The organism is Halomicrobium mukohataei DSM 12286, from assembly GCF_000023965.1.
GTDB lineage: Archaea > Halobacteriota > Halobacteria > Halobacteriales > Haloarculaceae > Halomicrobium > Halomicrobium mukohataei.
In genome coordinates this window covers 149,974-165,967 of sequence record NC_013201.1, presented here as the reverse complement: position 1 = coordinate 165,967, position 15,994 = coordinate 149,974, and the positions used below count along the sequence as shown (strand labels likewise).

17 protein-coding genes and 3 pseudogenes are annotated in these 15,994 nt (G+C 55.5%); 15 read left to right on the top strand and 5 right to left on the bottom strand.

Going from position 1 to position 15,994, the window contains the following annotated elements; translation table 11 throughout:
- The first annotated feature begins 303 nt into the window (after positions 1 to 303).
- The 5 genes from HMUK_RS16215 (at position 304) to HMUK_RS16200 (ending at position 4,515) form a co-directional block, all read left to right on the top strand.
- The gene (locus tag HMUK_RS16215; protein ID WP_012807525.1) at positions 304 to 1,401 is read left to right on the top strand and encodes a hypothetical protein; all 1,098 of its coding nucleotides are present in this window, start codon (positions 304 to 306) and stop codon (positions 1,399 to 1,401) included.
- Positions 1,402 to 1,409: 8 nt separating this feature from the next.
- Positions 1,410 to 2,072: a hypothetical protein gene (locus HMUK_RS16885; RefSeq protein ID WP_012807524.1), complete on the top strand. Its 663-nt coding sequence runs from the start codon at positions 1,410 to 1,412 to the stop codon at positions 2,070 to 2,072.
- 1 nt (position 2,073) lies between these two features.
- Entirely contained in the window at positions 2,074 to 2,742 is a 669-nt protein-coding gene (locus tag HMUK_RS16210) for a hypothetical protein (RefSeq protein ID WP_012807523.1), read from the top strand.
- Positions 2,743 to 3,082: 340 nt separating this feature from the next.
- The gene (locus HMUK_RS16205; RefSeq protein WP_012807521.1) at positions 3,083 to 3,757 is read left to right on the top strand and encodes a hypothetical protein; all 675 of its coding nucleotides are present in this window, start codon (positions 3,083 to 3,085) and stop codon (positions 3,755 to 3,757) included.
- A gap of 107 nt (positions 3,758 to 3,864) precedes the next feature.
- Entirely contained in the window at positions 3,865 to 4,515 is a 651-nt protein-coding gene (locus HMUK_RS16200) for a hypothetical protein (protein ID WP_012807520.1), read from the top strand.
- Positions 4,516 to 4,963: 448 nt separating this feature from the next.
- Here HMUK_RS16200 and HMUK_RS16195 read toward each other — a convergent pair whose 3' ends face one another.
- On the bottom strand, positions 4,964 to 5,680 hold the full coding sequence (locus HMUK_RS16195) for a hypothetical protein (protein ID WP_012807518.1): 717 nt from the start codon (positions 5,678 to 5,680) through the stop codon (positions 4,964 to 4,966).
- A gap of 404 nt (positions 5,681 to 6,084) precedes the next feature.
- Here HMUK_RS16195 and HMUK_RS16190 point away from each other — a divergent pair, with 404 nt between their 5' ends.
- Positions 6,085 to 6,396, top strand: coding sequence for an AzlD family protein (locus HMUK_RS16190; RefSeq protein WP_012807517.1), 312 nt, complete (start codon positions 6,085 to 6,087; stop codon positions 6,394 to 6,396).
- 114 nt (positions 6,397 to 6,510) lie between these two features.
- Here the strand turns inward: HMUK_RS16190 and HMUK_RS16875 are convergent.
- Positions 6,511 to 6,665: pseudogene (locus tag HMUK_RS16875) on the bottom strand (IS6 family transposase); the annotation flags it as partial.
- A 571-nt stretch (positions 6,666 to 7,236) separates the two neighbouring features.
- Here HMUK_RS16875 and nrdR point away from each other — a divergent pair.
- The 5 genes and pseudogenes from nrdR to HMUK_RS16165 all read left to right on the top strand — a co-directional run bounded on the left by nrdR (position 7,237) and on the right by HMUK_RS16165 (position 11,520).
- Positions 7,237 to 7,725 (top strand): transcriptional regulator NrdR, encoded by a 489-nt coding sequence (nrdR, locus tag HMUK_RS16185; protein WP_012807516.1) that lies wholly within the window; start codon positions 7,237 to 7,239, stop codon positions 7,723 to 7,725.
- A gap of 169 nt (positions 7,726 to 7,894) precedes the next feature.
- Positions 7,895 to 8,905 carry a ribonucleotide-diphosphate reductase subunit beta gene (locus tag HMUK_RS16180; protein ID WP_012807515.1) on the top strand — a complete coding sequence of 337 codons (1,011 nt, stop codon included), beginning with the start codon at positions 7,895 to 7,897 and terminating at the stop codon, positions 8,903 to 8,905.
- Between the two features lie 2 nt (positions 8,906 to 8,907).
- Entirely contained in the window at positions 8,908 to 10,602 is a 1,695-nt protein-coding gene (locus HMUK_RS16175; protein WP_012807514.1) for a ribonucleoside-diphosphate reductase subunit alpha, read from the top strand.
- Between the two features lie 83 nt (positions 10,603 to 10,685).
- Positions 10,686 to 11,026: pseudogene (locus HMUK_RS16870) on the top strand (ribonucleotide-diphosphate reductase subunit beta); the annotation flags it as partial.
- A gap of 221 nt (positions 11,027 to 11,247) precedes the next feature.
- Positions 11,248 to 11,520 (top strand): hypothetical protein, encoded by a 273-nt coding sequence (locus HMUK_RS16165; protein WP_394324823.1) that lies wholly within the window; start codon positions 11,248 to 11,250, stop codon positions 11,518 to 11,520.
- Positions 11,521 to 11,614: 94 nt separating this feature from the next.
- On the opposite strand, the gene HMUK_RS17780 is transcribed toward HMUK_RS16165, so the two are convergent.
- The 3 genes and pseudogenes from HMUK_RS17780 to HMUK_RS16155 all read right to left on the bottom strand — a co-directional run bounded on the left by HMUK_RS17780 (position 11,615) and on the right by HMUK_RS16155 (position 12,682).
- Complete coding sequence (locus HMUK_RS17780; protein ID WP_012807512.1) at positions 11,615 to 11,815, bottom strand: hypothetical protein; 201 nt, start codon at positions 11,813 to 11,815, stop codon at positions 11,615 to 11,617.
- Between the two features lie 71 nt (positions 11,816 to 11,886).
- A pseudogene (locus HMUK_RS16865) lies at positions 11,887 to 12,102 on the bottom strand (arsenate-mycothiol transferase ArsC); the annotation flags it as partial.
- A gap of 187 nt (positions 12,103 to 12,289) precedes the next feature.
- On the bottom strand, positions 12,290 to 12,682 hold the full coding sequence (locus tag HMUK_RS16155) for an ArsR/SmtB family transcription factor (protein ID WP_012807511.1): 393 nt from the start codon (positions 12,680 to 12,682) through the stop codon (positions 12,290 to 12,292).
- A 319-nt stretch (positions 12,683 to 13,001) separates the two neighbouring features.
- Between HMUK_RS16155 and arsD the strand changes: the two genes are divergently transcribed.
- From arsD to hcsS, 4 genes are read left to right on the top strand one after another with little or no spacing between them, the layout of a single operon-like run.
- Complete coding sequence (gene arsD, locus HMUK_RS16150; RefSeq protein ID WP_012807510.1) at positions 13,002 to 13,331, top strand: arsenite efflux transporter metallochaperone ArsD; 330 nt, start codon at positions 13,002 to 13,004, stop codon at positions 13,329 to 13,331.
- 3 nt (positions 13,332 to 13,334) lie between these two features.
- Entirely contained in the window at positions 13,335 to 15,266 is a 1,932-nt protein-coding gene (gene arsA, locus HMUK_RS16145; RefSeq protein ID WP_012807509.1) for an arsenical pump-driving ATPase, read from the top strand.
- A complete protein-coding gene (gene hcsL, locus HMUK_RS16140) occupies positions 15,263 to 15,631 on the top strand; it encodes a halo-CC-star protein HcsL (RefSeq protein WP_012807508.1) in 369 nt (122 codons plus the stop codon). The genes arsA and hcsL overlap by 4 nt, the downstream gene beginning before the upstream one ends.
- Positions 15,622 to 15,813: a halo-CC-star protein HcsS gene (gene hcsS / locus HMUK_RS16135; protein WP_012807507.1), complete on the top strand. Its 192-nt coding sequence runs from the start codon at positions 15,622 to 15,624 to the stop codon at positions 15,811 to 15,813. Before hcsL ends, hcsS begins: the two co-directional genes overlap by 10 nt.
- Positions 15,814 to 15,994 lie beyond the last annotated feature (181 nt).

Genomic DNA, 15,994 nt, shown 5'->3' with positions numbered 1-15,994 from the left:
GGTTGTAAACCCGGTTTCAAAACGACGACGACGCTCTCCACAGACGCCGAGGACACGCTCCTGCACTTTAGAGCGCGGCCACGTGAAGAGCGAACGAATCATGGTGGCCAGTACATTTTCACTGTCAGTGACTCGTCTGGAACCAGCAAGCGTGTAGCGGCCTCAACACCAGCCAACAACGATCCCGGAAGTGGTCTGACCGCCCCTGTCATCACTCACCGCGCTGACCTCGGAGAGTTTGCTGGGGAGCGCGTTACGATCGAACTTGAGCCACCGGGGAGAGCACAATTCACGCACTTCGAAGTGGGAACGGACACCGACCGCGATGGAGTCATCGACGCCGTCGAGGACCGGCAGTGGGTCCTCCCCACGCTCAAGGAAGACGGGTCACTGACGAGCGAGTTCGAACTCGACAGTTCGAGGGCGGATACCGACGGGGACGGGCTGATTGACGGTCGTGAGGTGACGTTCTACCGTGTTGACGGACAGTGGGCGGTCTACGGCCCCCAGTCGTTTTCGAACCCGAGCCTGACCGACTCTGACAAAGATGGGCTCGGAGATGCTGAAGAAGTCGGACCTCTCTGTCCGAGCGCGGTGGTCGTCGACAGTGACTCCGACGGGCTCACCGACAAACGTGATCCGAATCCTTGTGACTCCGAGAATATCGGCGCAGCACTGAACGAGAACGGCCGCGCGATGATCGAAGGGGCCGCGCTGGGTGAAACTGGAATGCCTGACGGTGTGGTCACCAGCGGTTACAACGACAACCCTGGCTACCTGATCGGCTGGATTGGCCTATCAGTAGTCCCCGTGATCGACATTCCGGCGGACCTCCGTGACGCCGCACAGAATACCGGACAAGGTGATTACGGGGACGCAGCTCTCGACGCTGTCAGTCTCGCTCCCTTCTTGGCATCTGACGCACCGAAGGCTATCAAAATCAGTAGCAAGTGGGCCAAAGTCAACCCAGGGAAGTCCGACGAGGCCTATGCAGCACTCCGGAAGTCGGGACTGACCAAGAATCTCAAATTGGATGATCGGGTCAAAATCGCATCGGCCTTCAAGCAATATGACGCAGCGATCATCCGCATTGGTGAAGAATCGGACAAAGTATCATTAAATACAGCAAAAGCACTGGCAAGTAATCTTGGAAAAAAGAATGCAAAGTATTTGGTCACCTACGACGGTCCGTATGCCCTAAGTATCAAACGGTCAGTCGTGGGATTCTATGGAGAAGGGCGGACAATCAACGGCAAATTCATACCATATATGAATCGAGGCCAGATTGACCGCTTTGCTGACGAACTGCGATATCTCCAACGCAGTGATATCGAATATAGAGAAAGTATAGCAGATATTGCGTCACAAGACGGATTTAAAAAAGGAATTGGGATCCTATAAAAGGATATATGTTTGAGACCCGTCTGGGTGTAGCGCTATCGAAACGGGGAGAAGACGTGACAGCGATAGGAAAAAATGTCGAGTATCCATCATGGACTAAATTAACGGATAGCGAAAAGCAGAAGATACTAAATAATATGCCGGATGAGGTTTCCAAAGGTCGAGTTGCGCAGGCATTAAATGGAAAAAGTATGGACCTCGACGTGATAGCAAATGGGAATTACGTTGAGGCGAAAAATACACCCTCAACTAATAGTAGAGTGAAACCAGAGAAAATACTCGACAAATATATCAGATTCAAGGCTCTTCAAGCACTCGGAAAAGCCCCAGATGGTCAGATGATTATACGCCCAAGTAATATCGCCGATAAGAATAACGCTCTCTCAGAAGTTCGAAACAGCAAGAAAATTAATGGAATAAATGATATAAAAATAAAAAGTGGTGAAAAAGCTAACGAGTTCTATCTCAATGACGACGTAAAAAATAGTCTGACAAGCCAAAAATCAGACGCTAAATACCTTGACTCACCCTCTAGTAAACAAATTAATAATGCGGGTTTAGACAACATTGAGAATGATAACTCTGTGACCCACACCGACGAAGTACCTAACAGTAGAGGGAAGCTTCAATCGGCACGTCGATCTTCGGTAGAACCCGCCACTGGTGACTAACATGCTAGAAGACGAAGCTCGGTCAGTTATCGCGATACCGCAAGAACAGACAGAGTATGGTCTCAGTCAGGTGACTGAGCTACTAAAAGAGAGTACTGAAAATAAGGTTATAGAGGTCCAGAGAGACGCTTTTCACGGCAAGCACGAGGTTTTTTTCTCCGTTGGCGACGTAATAATGAGCATCTTAGTCATCGATGGCCACAAGATCGAGCATTATCCAGGGTACTGTCTTATAGAGTTCACAAACAATAACGTCCGGGATCTTGAAAATACGAGCGATTTCCTTAATACAGATCACATGGACATAATGGTAGCGACTGCGACCGATCTGTACGACCGTCTAACTGAACTCCCGAAGGTAGGATTTGGGATTGAGACGTACCAGAGCGAGGGAATCCCAATCAGTGGCGAGTCGTTCCCACCAGCGGATCGAGATTTCTTGACGTGGTTCGACATCTTTTCGCCGGCGGAAGTCGAGGCAATCGGCCGTGAAACGCTCCTGTCTGCGCCGGCACCACGCGTCGAAGCGCTTGAAGATGGGAGCATTTTGCTTATCTCAAAGAATCCCGTAGACAATGCACCGCCTGAAGAGGTCTCCGAACATGTCGGTATCCAGACGATGACGGACTACTCCGATCACGTCTCTCGAAGTGAATTCTACGACGAATAACGCCGTCCTGGCTATCTTGGAATTCCGGTAGTCAGCCGTTCTCCTGCTTCACAGATGCGAAAGAAATATATTAGACCTGACAGAACGTAGGTGGTTTGGATGATATAAAATCGGCCTAACAGGGCTATAAATTAGTTTTACGTCAGAGATAGAGTGGATGACAAACTGGTATGCAAAGAAGATTCGTCATCTAACATCCGTATCGGACCAGTCACTGATGAAGAAAGGCTACAGGTCGAAGCTGATAGAAATATCGCTCAACCAGATCTACATCCTCCCAATCAAAGAGGCTTTGCAGTAGGCACTCGACCATCAGTACGAGCCGCTGCTCAAGGATAACATGCTAGAAGACGCGATCAGAGTGATTGTCGCGGTTCCAAAAAAAGAGAGAGACCATATGTCCGAGCAGGTTACTGAACACCTGAAACAGAATGAGGCCTATGAAGTTGCGGATATACTACCAGAAGCATACGAATATATGACTGAAATAATCTTCTTTCGTGGAGACTTCATCTTGAGTGTCTACATTACTGATGGATTCCGACTGCAGGATTATCCGGATTGTACGCTAATAGAAGTGGATCTCAACATTGGCCAAGAGATAGACGAATCTTCGGAATCGGACTTCCTTGCTACAGACGAAATTCAGGCGTTGATTGAGACGACGGTCGATTTATACACTGGGCTCAGTACGTCGCCAAAGGTTGGATTCGGCGAAGAAACGTATCAAAGCGAGGTCTCACCTATCAGTGGCGAGTCGTTCCCGCCGGAAGAGCGACGGTTCCTGACCTGGTGCGATATATTTTCGCCGGCAGAAGTTGATGCAATCGGCCGTGAAACACTCCTATCTGCGCCGGCGCCACGCGCTGAGACACTCGCAGACGGGAGCATTCTGCTTATCTCAAAGAATCCCGTAGACAATACACCGCCTGAAGCGGTGTCAGAACACGTCGGGATCCAGACGATGACGGACTACTCCGATCACGTCTCCCGAAGCGAATTCTACGACGAATAGCTCCGTCTTGGCTATCTCTACATTCCGATAGCTGCCGGATTCCTGCTTCATAGAGACGAGAAAACTAGACAATAGACCTAATCGGGGAGTATTTGTTTAACAGAACGATGGCAAGAATAGTTCACGTCGCCAAAAGTCTACCAGTAGAGGAGACCTACCAGAGACTGCTATCAGACACCGATAGTAGCGATCAGTACACGCTCCGAAATAATGGCGAAAATGCGTTCGGAGAAAAGCGTATAAATGTTAAGAAAGATGCTCTCAGGTTTAAAATCGTCATCTCAGAGGGGACAGGGCATGAATACCCGGAAGGAACAATCGTCCGGATATTTGCGCCGTACGATACCTTTGAGCCTGAAACTGTAGTAGACGCAACGAAGGCCTACGATGCACTCATCAAGACGGCAAAGGAAACGTACGCAGAAATCGAGACCGCCGCAAAGGCGTCGTACGGTATCGAGGAACACCAGCCGATGCATCACCCGGTGTCGGCGGACGACCTGCCGCCGTCGGATCGACAGTTCCTGACGTGGCTGGATATCTTCCCGCCAGCGGAGGTCGAGACCATCGGTGAACAGCGTCTGTTGACCGCGCCGGCCGACATCAGTGAGCAACTCCCAGACGGGAGTATTATCCTCGTCTCGAAGCACATGCCAGACCACCCAGAGCCACTCGACGACATCGCAGACCACGTCGGGATCCGTTCCTGGCAAGACTACCCGGAAGAACGCGTCTCTGAGACGAATTTCGAACGCTAAGTGCCGAAACCGGCGGTTGATGGCAATGTCGTGGTTGATCGATCTCGTGCTCGACAACGGGTGTTCTCTGATCGTCTCGAACCATCCGCTTTCCGACGATCTCATTGAGGAAATCACAGATCACATCGGAATTCAGTTCTGGGGAGAAGACCAGGAATTCGTGCCGTAGCCAGCCCCCGAACGAACTGATATGCGGACACATAGCCGTCCTACTGTTGCTTTTGCTTGAGAATGGTGATACCAACCTTCGCCTGCTTAGCATTCCGATGCTCTCCACCTCTATGCCACTCCAAATTCGGCAATCGCGATGAGTGACACATTTCCCACTGCAGTACTTCGACGACGCGCCCACGAATCCGATACGGCGCAAACACGTATCAGCCGTTCGCTTACCGTAGCTACTTGTGGTACCGATCAGAGACGGCGAGGGTGATCACGACTATCTTGATCATCCGCGAGACACGGGTCGTCCGTCGCGTTTCGACCACTTGCCCCGCCGGATCAGCTTCTCGGCCTTGGTCTCTTCCCAGATCGGTTCGGGCACTCGTTCGAGTACCCGCCGCTCGATCGTTTCGGCGTCGGCGGGCATTCGACCCTCGGCCTCCTCTTGGGCCGTCTTGGCGAGTCTCGACCGCGTTTCGTCGACGTCGACGATCCCATACCGGAGCAGATCCGTCGCGAACGACCGCGCGACACTGGGGTCGGTCTCACCCCGTTCGAAGAGGTCGCCGGCGACGCGACAGACGGTATCGGTCAGGGCGTCGGGATCCTCGTGAGCGAGCTGGACGGCGTTCACGTCGGCGTAGTACCGCACCTCGTCGTCGGCCGTGTCGAGCTGATAGGCCCGGATCTGGACCTGACTCGGCGTCGTCTCCTGATTCTCCCACTGACTCACGCGGTAGCGCAGCCGGCGGAACAGCATGTAGACGCCACGTGCAATGATCTCGGCGGCAAACGACAGCGCCAGGCCGGCGACCCACGGCAGGCCAAAGCCCAGCGCCAGCAGGTAGACCGTCACTATGACGACGATCGGGACCCCCCACCGGAACAGTGCCAGCCGAACCGCCGTATCCGCCCGGAGGTTCGCCAGCGCGCCGCGGACCTCGGGCGCGGAATCGCGGGCGACCCACGCGGTCACGCCCAGTGAGACCAGCACCAGTAGCACGGTGGCGGCCTGGACGGTCGTCGACCCAGCGAGGAATCCCGCCCAGTTGGCCGTTGATCGCGGCCGCGAGAAGGTAGATCGGCACTAGCGGTGCCGCGACTGACGCAGCGAGTGCGCCGACGCGCCGGACGACCAGGTAGGCGACCGCGTCGCGGTCGGGATCGTCGGCGACACACACGAGTGTCCGAATGAGTGAACCCATGAACGAGGCGGAATCGCCCGATAAACAGTCACCCTACAGACTGAATAAAAATCATATTACCACAACTGGTATGGCCGGTCTAGTCTCACTCCGTGGGCGACCACGCTCGTGATCGCACTGGTGGCCGCAGCGGCTCTTCCGGGACGCTGGTACGTCCTGCTGGGTGCCATCGGCGGCGGCCTAACCGAGGTGTTCCGCTTCGATGGTTGATCTCGCCTTGGATCCGGCCGTCGTCGCCGTCGTCCTCGCCATGAGTCTCGTGACCTACGCCACCAAAGCGGGCGGGCTCTGGGTGCTGGGCCACGTCGACGTCTCACCCCGGCTCCAGTCTGTCTTAGAAGTGCTTCCCGGTGCTATCGTCGTCGCGATTGTTGGTCCTGAACTCGCGACCGGTGGCCCAGTCGAGTGGATCGCGGGCGGTGTCGTCTTACTCATTATGTGGCGGACGGAGAACGTCCTCATTTCGTTACTCGCTGGTATTGCCACCGTTCTGGTGCTCCGACCACTAGTGTAGCATCGCAGTCCACGCCGGATCACTGGGACGTTCCCGAATAAGCTGCGTAATACTATCACTGGCGTACCTTCGTCGGAATTACCCATACCTACAAGCTAGTGTAGTGGGTAGTGTTCAGATTAGCTGATTCATGCGAAGCTGAAGGATCTGACCCAGTCGTCAGCTGTGTCTGTATCGACGTGTCTGAAACAGTTTGAAAACGAAGGGGTTTGTCGCTTTACCTCTCGAAGGACACGTCCAACGCTATTCCGATTTCCATGTTTTTGGTGGTCGACACGCTACGAGATGGAACCCTCTTTCGCGTGTTCGTGCTGAAAGAACTTTGTACTCAATTTGGCGAGCGGTCGATTTGCACGTCCAAGTTGAGTTGACGGGCGAGTACGAATACGCACCGATTGTGCAGCTGACAATACGCTCACGCTGCTGAAGATGGAAACCGGAATCAGATAAGGAGGTACTCTGTACGGGGTCAGGGTGGATTCCTGAGTGGCAACACTGTCCGAGATCTCGGAAGTCCACCGATTCAGTTGGTAGTGCAACATGAGTAGGCTATCGAGAGGAATCCGAAGCAGCTTCCACTCACAAATTCGTCCGAAAAAGCGCATCACAGCCCCGATAAAGCCGGTGTAGTCTCAACTTCCAACTGGTGACAGTAGTTGAGACTGGTGTTCTCAATGCATATGGTCCCAATCATCCGCGCCCACTAATCAAGTCTAATTGTACTACATCAATCCTATTGGGGAAGTTTTATCTGACAGCCTTTACCACCATATATTGCGGTTAAAATCGAGAAGTACCACATATAGGGTTAAGACCATAGAGGATTAAGTAGTGACAACTATGAACTGCCCGGACTGCGGGAACGAGCGAACACGCGTCATCGATACAGAAACCAGTGCCGACGGAACCTCCGTCCGACGGCGTCGCGAGTGTCAACGCTGTTCGTTCCGCTTTACCACCTACGAACGTCCGGAGTGGGAGTCCCTCCAAGTGAAAAAACGCGACGGAACCATCGAATCGTTCGACCGACAGAAACTCCGCGCAGGGATCGAGCGAGCCGTTGAGAAGCGAGATGTGACCGAGACAACAGTGACTGCTCTCGTCGACGATGTCGAGAGCGAACTGCAAGGTCGAGAGGCACGTATCGTCTCTTCGAGTCTCATCGGCGAACTCGTCTCTGAAAGCCTCCGCACGCTCGATAAGGTAGCCTACATTCGATTTGTCTCCGTTTACAAAGCATTCTCTGAGCCGCAGGAATTCCTGAGAGAACTTGATGCAGTCTTGGATGCGGAACTCGATGACTTCGAAGCCTCGAACAGTTCACAATGACACAAATATACGCAGATCAAACGAATGTTCGGTCAATTCCTGACCGGGCGAGCATGGCCCACGTCCAGGCGTACAGAAAGCGACACGGGTGCCTTCGAACGCACCGAACGAATGAACGACGGCAACAGAAGCCAACCAACAGAGGGCGACTCCTCCGGAGTACGTGCCAATGACTGAAAACAAAACCACAGGCGGAGATACGGAGACCGACATCTTCTCCGAACGGACACAGCTCAAACCGTACGAGTACCCTGACGTCCTCGAGTACAAAGACGCGATACGGAACAGCTACTGGGTTCACACGGAGTTCAACTTCTCGGGAGACGTGCAGGACTTCAAGGTCAACACGACTCCGGCAGAAAAGGCCGTCATCAAGCGGACGATGCTGGCCATCGCGCAGATTGAGGTCCAGGTCAAGACCTTTTGGGCAGACATCTACGACGAGATGCCCAAAGCGGAGGTCGGGAACGTCGGCATGACCTTCGCCGAGAGCGAGGTCAGACACATGGACGCGTACAGCCATCTCCTCGACATCTTGGGGATCACGGAGGACTTCGAGGAGGTGACCGATGTCCCCGCAATCGAGGAGCGGATCGACTACCTCGACGAGTACCTCGAGAAGAGCGAGAGCGACGACACACAGGAGTACGTGATGAGTCTCCTGCTGTTCTCCACGTTCGTCGAGCACGTCTCGCTGTTCTCGCAGTTCCTCATCATGACGAGCTTCGACAAACACGAGAAGAAGTTCAAGGGGATCGCGAACGCCGTCGAAGCGACCAGCAAGGAGGAGCAGATTCACGGACTGTTCGGTGTCGAACTCGTGGAGACGATTCGCGAGGAGAATCCGGACCTCTTCGACGAGGACTTCGAAGAAGAGGTCCAAGCGGCCTGTCAGCAGGCGTTCGAGGCAGAGATGAAGATACTGGACTGGATCTTCGGTGAGGGCGAACTGGAGTTCCTTCCCCGGGCGCACGTCGACGCGTTCCTGCGGGACCGTTTCAACCAGAGCCTCGAGAACGTCGGTGTCGAGCCGATCTTCGAGCCGGACGAGGACCTGCTCGAGGAGACGCGGTGGTTCGACGAGGACATCATGATGACGAAGGACAACGACTTCTTCAGCAAGCGGTCGACCACGTACAACAAACACGCACAGAGCGTCACCGCGGAGGACATGTTCTAACGATGGTACAAACAGAACCAGCACTCGACGAGGTCAACCAGCAGCACGAGGAACCGTTCTACTGGCTGAACGAGGACAGCCGGGCGTTCCTCGACGAGGGGTACCTGATCGAGGGCGTCACGGCCGAGGAGCGGGTCAGGGAGATCGCGGAGCGAGCCGAGGAGATCCTGGACGACGACGGCTTCGCGGACAAGTTCTACGACTACATGAGTCGGGGCTTCTACAGCCTCGCGAGTCCGGTGTGGTCGAACTTCGGTCTGGACCGGGGCCTGCCCATCAGCTGCTTCGGTAGCTACATGGAGGACAACATGGAGAGCATCCTCTACACGCAGGCCGAAGTGGGCGAGATGACCAAGCTGGGCGGCGGGACCAGCGGGTACTTCGGCGAGATCCGGCCCCGAGGTAGCCCGATCACGAACAACGGCAAGAGCAATGGGAGCTACAGCTTCACCGAACTGTTCGACACGATCATCAACGTCGTCAGCCAGGGCGAGACGCGGCGCGGCCAGTTCGCGGGGTACATCGACGTCGAACACGACGACCTGGACGAGTGGCTCAACATCAAGACCGAGGGCGACCCCGTACAGGACATCTACTACGGCGTCATCATCGGTGACGATTGGTTCCGGGCGATGGTCGACGGCGACGAAGAGAAGCGAGAGACGTGGGCAGAGATCATAGAGACGCGGATCAACATCGGTGTCCCGTATATTATCTTCCGGGACAACATGAACGACGGGAAGCCACAGGTCTACAAGGACAGGGGCTACGAGATCAACGGCTCTAACCTGTGTACCGAGATCGCGCTGCCGGCCACGCCAGACGAGAGTTTCGTCTGTTGTCTCTCGTCGATGAACGCGCTCCACTACGACGAGTGGAAGGACACCGACGCAGTAGAGACGCTGACGCGGTTCCTCGACGCCGTCATAGAGGAGTTCATCCAAGAGGCGGAGGGGACGCAGTTCATGGAACGCCCAGTACGGTTTGCGAAACGGCACAGGGCGGTCGGCATCGGCGTCCTCGGCTGGCACAGCTACCTCCAGAGCGAGATGATTCCGTTCGACAGCATGGAGGCGATGGAGAAAAACGAGGCAATCTTCCGCACGATCAAGGAGCGAAGTTACGAGGAGAGTCGTCGGCTCGCCGACGAGTTCGGCGAGCCGGAGGTACTCGAGGGCTACGGTCGCCGGAACGCGACGACGATGAGCGTGGCCCCGACGAAATCCAGCAGTGTCATCCTGGGGCAGGTCAGTCCGAGCATCGAACCGCTGAAATCGAACTACTTCGTCCGCGACGGTGCGAAGCTGAAGTCGACGCAGAAGAACCGGTTCCTTGAGGCGATACTGAAAGAGCGAGGCAGAGACGAGCGCGAGGTCTGGGACAGCATCGCACAGAACGACGGGAGCGTGCAACACCTCGACTGCCTGACCGACGAGGAGAAGGAGGTGTTCAAGACCTTCGCCGAGATCCCACAGATGGCGATCATCAACCAGGCGGCGCAGCGGCAGAAACACATCGATCAGGCACAGAGCCTGAACGTCTCGATCGATCCGAGCGAAGTGAGCGTCAAGGAGATCAACCAGCTCTACATCGAGGCCTGGAAGAAAGGGGTGAAGAGTCTCTACTACCAACATAGCGTGAACGCCGCACAGAAGTTCAGCCGAGACATCCTCGAATGCAAGGCCTGTGAGAGCTGATATCCCATCGGCCGGTATGATAGAGTGGTCCATGTAAACTACGCCACCCTACCCCTCGGCGTATGCGTACCTCGGTCGTTGACGGCTTCGGAGTGGATCTCATCAGACAGATTTGGTCGGAGAATCCCGGCGTGTGGACCGACGAGTTCGGCGACGAGGTAGCCGACCAGATTACTGAAGCGGTCGAGATAGAGAAAATTACACCTATGAGGCGTATCCTGACGAAATACTTGGCATGAGTGCCGAGCAGTTCGCCGAGTACGTCGAACACATCGCCGACCGGCGCCTTGGACAACTCGACTTACCGGAGCAGTACGGGACTGACAATCCGTTCCCGTGGATGTCCGAGCAAGTCAACCTGAACGCGGAAGAGAATTTCGAGACGCAGGTGACCGAATACCAGAGCGGGGGTGGCCTCGACTAGTAGCATCCGACCGCGTTCCACATAGCAATATGGTCCCCTAGCTGCCTTCGAAGCATAGCTGTCTCTCCTGACTGAAGAGACCTTACAACTGCTCTGTTGAAGAGCGATCTTATCAACTGGTATCACCGGTTTAGAAGGCTGAAGCCGAGGTGATCGAACCTGGCATGGAAATCGATATCCTCGACTTCATTGAGCAGTGTCGTCACCTGGCTAAACAAGCGTTGGGGAAGCACGCGGACTACGGTCAAGCGATACTATCAGTTGCACGTGGCGTCCGCGATGACGAATCGGACGTTGTCCAATCGGGTATCGAGTCGATGCTCTCGTTCCACGAACAGGACATGCACGAAGACAACGTCGTCGACCAGATCATGTCCGTCCAGGCAACTGCACACGTCATCCTGGCACGGGCACTGGGCTACTCACCAACACTCACGTCACCGTTCATACCCGAGAATCTCGTCGAAGCAAGTCTCAGTACGATCGATTTGTGAGCTACTGTTGGATTCCGGCAGCGTGAGTCAGTCAAGAGTGCTGGAGTGCATTCGATACTGAAGCTAAACCCCCTGAACAAGCTTCATGACTCAATCAGGTCTCGTACCGCTCGCGCAGTTCCCGTTCGTGCTCGTTGAGGAACCGGTCGATTGCGTCGCGGCTGTCGCCCGAGAACGGGGCCGAACGGTCGATGTGGTCTGCCGCGAAGGTGTAAGGGCGATCACGACAGACGTGAACGCCGGGAGCATCAGTGCTGTCCTCTCGCGACTCGAAGATCGCGGGCTCGTTCGCCACGAAGCAACTACTGGGCACTTGGCGAGGCCGACGACGTCGCACGATTCGAGTTCGTTATTCGAGACCTCTCAAGGCGTTCGGTCAGAGAGGTCGATACCACGTTCTTGCATGACTGTGATTACTTCCTCGTGGACGCGTTCAGCGGGGTGTGTACCGCCGGAGAGAATCTCGAACTCATCCCCCGATTTTCGTAGATCACGTTCCCGCTCTGCGAACGCAGCTGACATCTGGCTTCGCCCCACATTCTGTACACACAAATCCAAACTTCGCCAATAATGCTGTACCATAGATTGTCTCCTTTATTATACCGTGTCAAGCACTCCTCTGTGGATTGTTCTTGGATATATCACCCATCATCTATCATAGCGAACGATGGCTATTACCCATTGCTGACGGCTCACTCGAAAATATCGTCCGACCAAGCAATGGGGTGTTAGTTCATCAACGGGCCGTATTGATCGCTCCTGTGTACAATCATAGCTCCCGCGATCCATCCAGAGCGATGAGAACGGCGTTGGCTCGTGCTGTCGCTCGATATTTCCGCCACTTCCCCTCTTTTCGGCGAGTGATGAGTCCAGCGTCGGTGAGTTGGGACAGTGCATGGCTAATTGCGCTGTCACTGACGTCGAGCAGCGGCGCAAATTCACAGACGCAGAGCTCTTCGCCAGCGATATGGAGGATACGAACAATCTTGTACCGAGTCTCGTTCGCAAGCGCGGATAGCAATTCAACGTCTTCGTCCAGTGCAGGCCCACCTGCGGCCGCGTCTATCTCTTCGAGTTCCGATAGACGCTGGCATACCTCTTCGTCGCCACACCCACCTCGCTCGTCGGCAAGGTACCGTTGTAGCCGCTCGGTTGATGACATACAAATCGATTAAGCAGATAACGAATTAAGTATTCTGGAGTGGCTTATGCACTGGGACACTCGATTCCAGTCTTGTTGCTTTAGCACTCCGTGAGATATACTGGAGATCTACCGACAGAGGCAAACGACTCGACGAGAAGAACCATCTGTTCAGTGCCTTTAGCACGATTAGAGTATTGACTACGTCTGTGCGAGCCGAAGATCTTATGAGCATGATTGAACAAGTACTCAATTGAATGCGATGGAACAACAGCTGCGATATGATCGGTGACCGCCGGACTGATGGCCAGACAATTGAGAAAACACACCTTTCAGCTCAATGACTGAACTTTCCCTGTACGAAGAAGCGATGTGTTGTTCCACCGGCGTTTGTGGACCTGACCCCGACGACGAACTCGTCGAGGTCAGCGCCGCACTCGATCAGCTCGAAGCGGAATTCGAAGATGTCGATATCTCTCGGGCGAACATGCAGCACAATATCGATCAGTTCCTCGAGACCGAGTCTATCTCCGACCTCGTCGAGGAACACGGTCCATCGATTTTGCCGATCACTGTCGTTGACGACGAAATTGTCGGCAAGTCCGAGTACCTCTCGTACGACGAACTCGCGGCAGCACTCGAAACAGCCACTCCGACCCAGGAGGCCTAACGCATGAGCACGACGCCCCCCGACGTACGAGCGGTCGTAGAGCCGACCAGCAAGGAGACCGAATTCGTCTTTTTCAGCGGCAAAGGCGGTGTCGGTAAGAGTACTGTGAGCTGCGCGACGGCGACTTGGCTCGCGGACAACGACTACGAGACGCTGCTGGTGACGACCGATCCTGCACCGAACCTCTCGGATATCTTCGGCCAGGAGATCGGTCACGATGTCACTGCTATCGACGACATCGAGAACCTCTCGGCCATCGAGATCGACCCAGACACGGCGGCCGAGGAGTATCGACAGGAGACGATTGAACCGATGCAGCAATTGCTCGACGACGAGCAACTCGAAACCGTCGAGGAGCAACTCAACAGCCCGTGTGTCGAAGAGATCGCCGCCTTCGACAACTTCGTAGACTTCATGGACTGCCCCGAGTACGATGTGGTCGTCTTCGACACGGCGCCGACCGGTCACACGATCCGGTTGATGGAGCTGCCCTCCGACTGGAACGCTGAACTGGAGAAAGGCGGCTCGACCTGTATTGGGCCGGCAGCCTCGATGGAAGAGCGCAAACAGGACTACGAGCGTGCCATCGACACGCTCCAAGACGGCGAGCGTACGTCCTTCGCGTTCGTCGGCAAGCCCGAGGACTCCTCAATCGACGAAATCGAGCGCAGTGCAAGAGACCTCGGCGAGCTTGGGATCGAGTCCCAACTGCTGATCATCAACGGCTATCTCCCCGAGCCGGTGTGTGAGGATCCGTTCTTCCAGGGGAAACGCGCAGACGAGCAGGCAGTTATCGAGCGCGCACGGACGGAGTTCGACGCCGACGCGATGGCGACGTACCCACTCCAGCCGGGCGAAATCGCAGGGCTCGATCTACTCGCAGATGTCGGTGGCGTACTGTACGACGGCGACGAGGCGACCGTCGACGTTGGGACGGCGACCGATGTAGACGCAGAGACTGCGGTCGACTTCGAGTCGATGGCTGACTCCGAGGCGGTCGCCGACCAGCTCCAACCGGGCGATGAGACGCGGTATCTTTTCTTCACTGGGAAGGGCGGCGTCGGCAAGAGTACGATTGCCTCGACGGCGGCGACGAAACTCGCCGAAGCTGGCCACGAAACGCTCGTCGTCACAACTGACCCGGCCGCCCATCTTGAGGATATCTTCGGCGAACCGGTCGGCCACGAGCCGACATCGGTCGGTCAAGCAAACCTCGACGCGGCACGGATTGACCAGGAGAAAGCGCTCGAAGAGTACCGCACGCAGGTCCTCGACCACGTCACCGAGATGTACGAAGACAAGGAGGACACACAGATTGACGTGGACGCGGCGATTGCGAACGTCGAAGAGGAACTGGAGTCTCCGTGTGCCGAAGAGATGGCCGCGCTCGAGAAGTTCGTGAGCTACTTCGACGAAGACGGCTACGATGTCGTCGTCTTTGACACCGCTCCCACGGGACACACGCTCCGACTGCTCGAACTCCCCTCCGACTGGAAGGGCTTCATGGATTTGGGTTCGCTGACAAAGGGTGCCGCGCCCGCGAAAGGCGACCAGTACGACGAGGTCATCGAGACGATGAAGGACCCCGAACGGAGTACGTTCGCGTTCGTGATGTACCCTGAGTACACCCCAATGATGGAAGCCTACCGGGCCGCCGCAGACCTCAAAGATCAAGTCGGGATCGAGACTTCGCTGGTGGTCACAAACTACCTGCTCCCCGAGGAATACGGTGACAACGCCTTCTTCGAGAATCGCCGCGCTCAGCAGGCGGAGTACCTCGGCAAGATCAACGATCGGTTCGACGTGCCGATGATGCTCGCCCCGCTACGTCAGGACGAGCCGATTGGACTGGACGAACTACGCGCGTTCGGTGAAGAGATCACCGGACTGGACGCACTCACTACGGAGACGGAACAGGAGGTGACGGTGTCGTGAGCGAAAGTGTATCGGAGGCACCAGCCGTCGAAGCGTCGTTGCAGGCGTTCATCGAGACGCTCCGAGACTCGGAGACCTATCAGCAGTTCGTCGACGCGAGCGAACAACTCGAGGCCGACGAGGAGGCGCAGTCTCTGCTCGAAACGTACCAAGAAAAACAACAGGAGTTACAGCGAGACGAGTTCGACTCGTCAGTCATGAGCGAATTACAGGAGCTACAGACCGAACTCTCGAACAACGAGACGATCCAACAGCATCGGGCAGCGCAAGAGGAACTCGTGGCGCTACTCGAACAGACGAACGATGTGATCAGCGAACAGATCAGGCGGGAGTTCGCGCAGTCATCCGGAGGTGGGTGCTGTTGAGCGCCTCCGACGATGAAGTTCTGATCGCCGCTGAAGCGCTCGGTGAAGACCTCGATATGGCACAGTCGGAGGTGACTGCTGACGAGTTCGAGTCACTGCTGACCGAGTGTAACGAAGCGATCAACGACGGGATTGGTCTCGAGTACGGTGAGGTCTGCGGCGCTGGAAGCGACTGCTGCTAACAGCTACTCTGGTGACTTTTCCAGTAGTGTGAATTTCGAGAGGCGGTTGCTAAAGCGTCTCGAACGATTCTTGTCAAAGCCCAGACCGCCGGCGTTACTTTCCCGTGGGAATTAGAACTACCATCGGCAGTTCCGTGAGAGCATCCTCCTGTTCACGCTCAACAATATCAAGAAACTCGCC

What these genes read in the sequence shown, in the direction of transcription:
- arsD (WP_012807510.1), top strand. Translation starts at nt 13,002, where the DNA reads ATGACTGAACTTTCCCTGTACGAAGAAGCGATGTGTTGTTCCACCGGC.
- arsA (WP_012807509.1), top strand. Translation starts at nt 13,335, where the DNA reads ATGAGCACGACGCCCCCCGACGTACGAGCGGTCGTAGAGCCGACCAGC.
- HMUK_RS16885 (WP_012807524.1), top strand. Translation starts at nt 1,410, where the DNA reads ATGTTTGAGACCCGTCTGGGTGTAGCGCTATCGAAACGGGGAGAAGAC.
- HMUK_RS16200 (WP_012807520.1), top strand. Translation starts at nt 3,865, where the DNA reads ATGGCAAGAATAGTTCACGTCGCCAAAAGTCTACCAGTAGAGGAGACC.
- HMUK_RS16175 (WP_012807514.1), top strand. Translation starts at nt 8,908, where the DNA reads ATGGTACAAACAGAACCAGCACTCGACGAGGTCAACCAGCAGCACGAG.
- HMUK_RS16155 (WP_012807511.1), bottom strand. Translation starts at nt 12,682, where the DNA reads ATGTCATCAACCGAGCGGCTACAACGGTACCTTGCCGACGAGCGAGGT.
- HMUK_RS16190 (WP_012807517.1), top strand. Translation starts at nt 6,085, where the DNA reads ATGGTTGATCTCGCCTTGGATCCGGCCGTCGTCGCCGTCGTCCTCGCC.
- nrdR (WP_012807516.1), top strand. Translation starts at nt 7,237, where the DNA reads ATGAACTGCCCGGACTGCGGGAACGAGCGAACACGCGTCATCGATACA.
- HMUK_RS16180 (WP_012807515.1), top strand. Translation starts at nt 7,895, where the DNA reads ATGACTGAAAACAAAACCACAGGCGGAGATACGGAGACCGACATCTTC.
- HMUK_RS16210 (WP_012807523.1), top strand. Translation starts at nt 2,074, where the DNA reads ATGCTAGAAGACGAAGCTCGGTCAGTTATCGCGATACCGCAAGAACAG.
- HMUK_RS16205 (WP_012807521.1), top strand. Translation starts at nt 3,083, where the DNA reads ATGCTAGAAGACGCGATCAGAGTGATTGTCGCGGTTCCAAAAAAAGAG.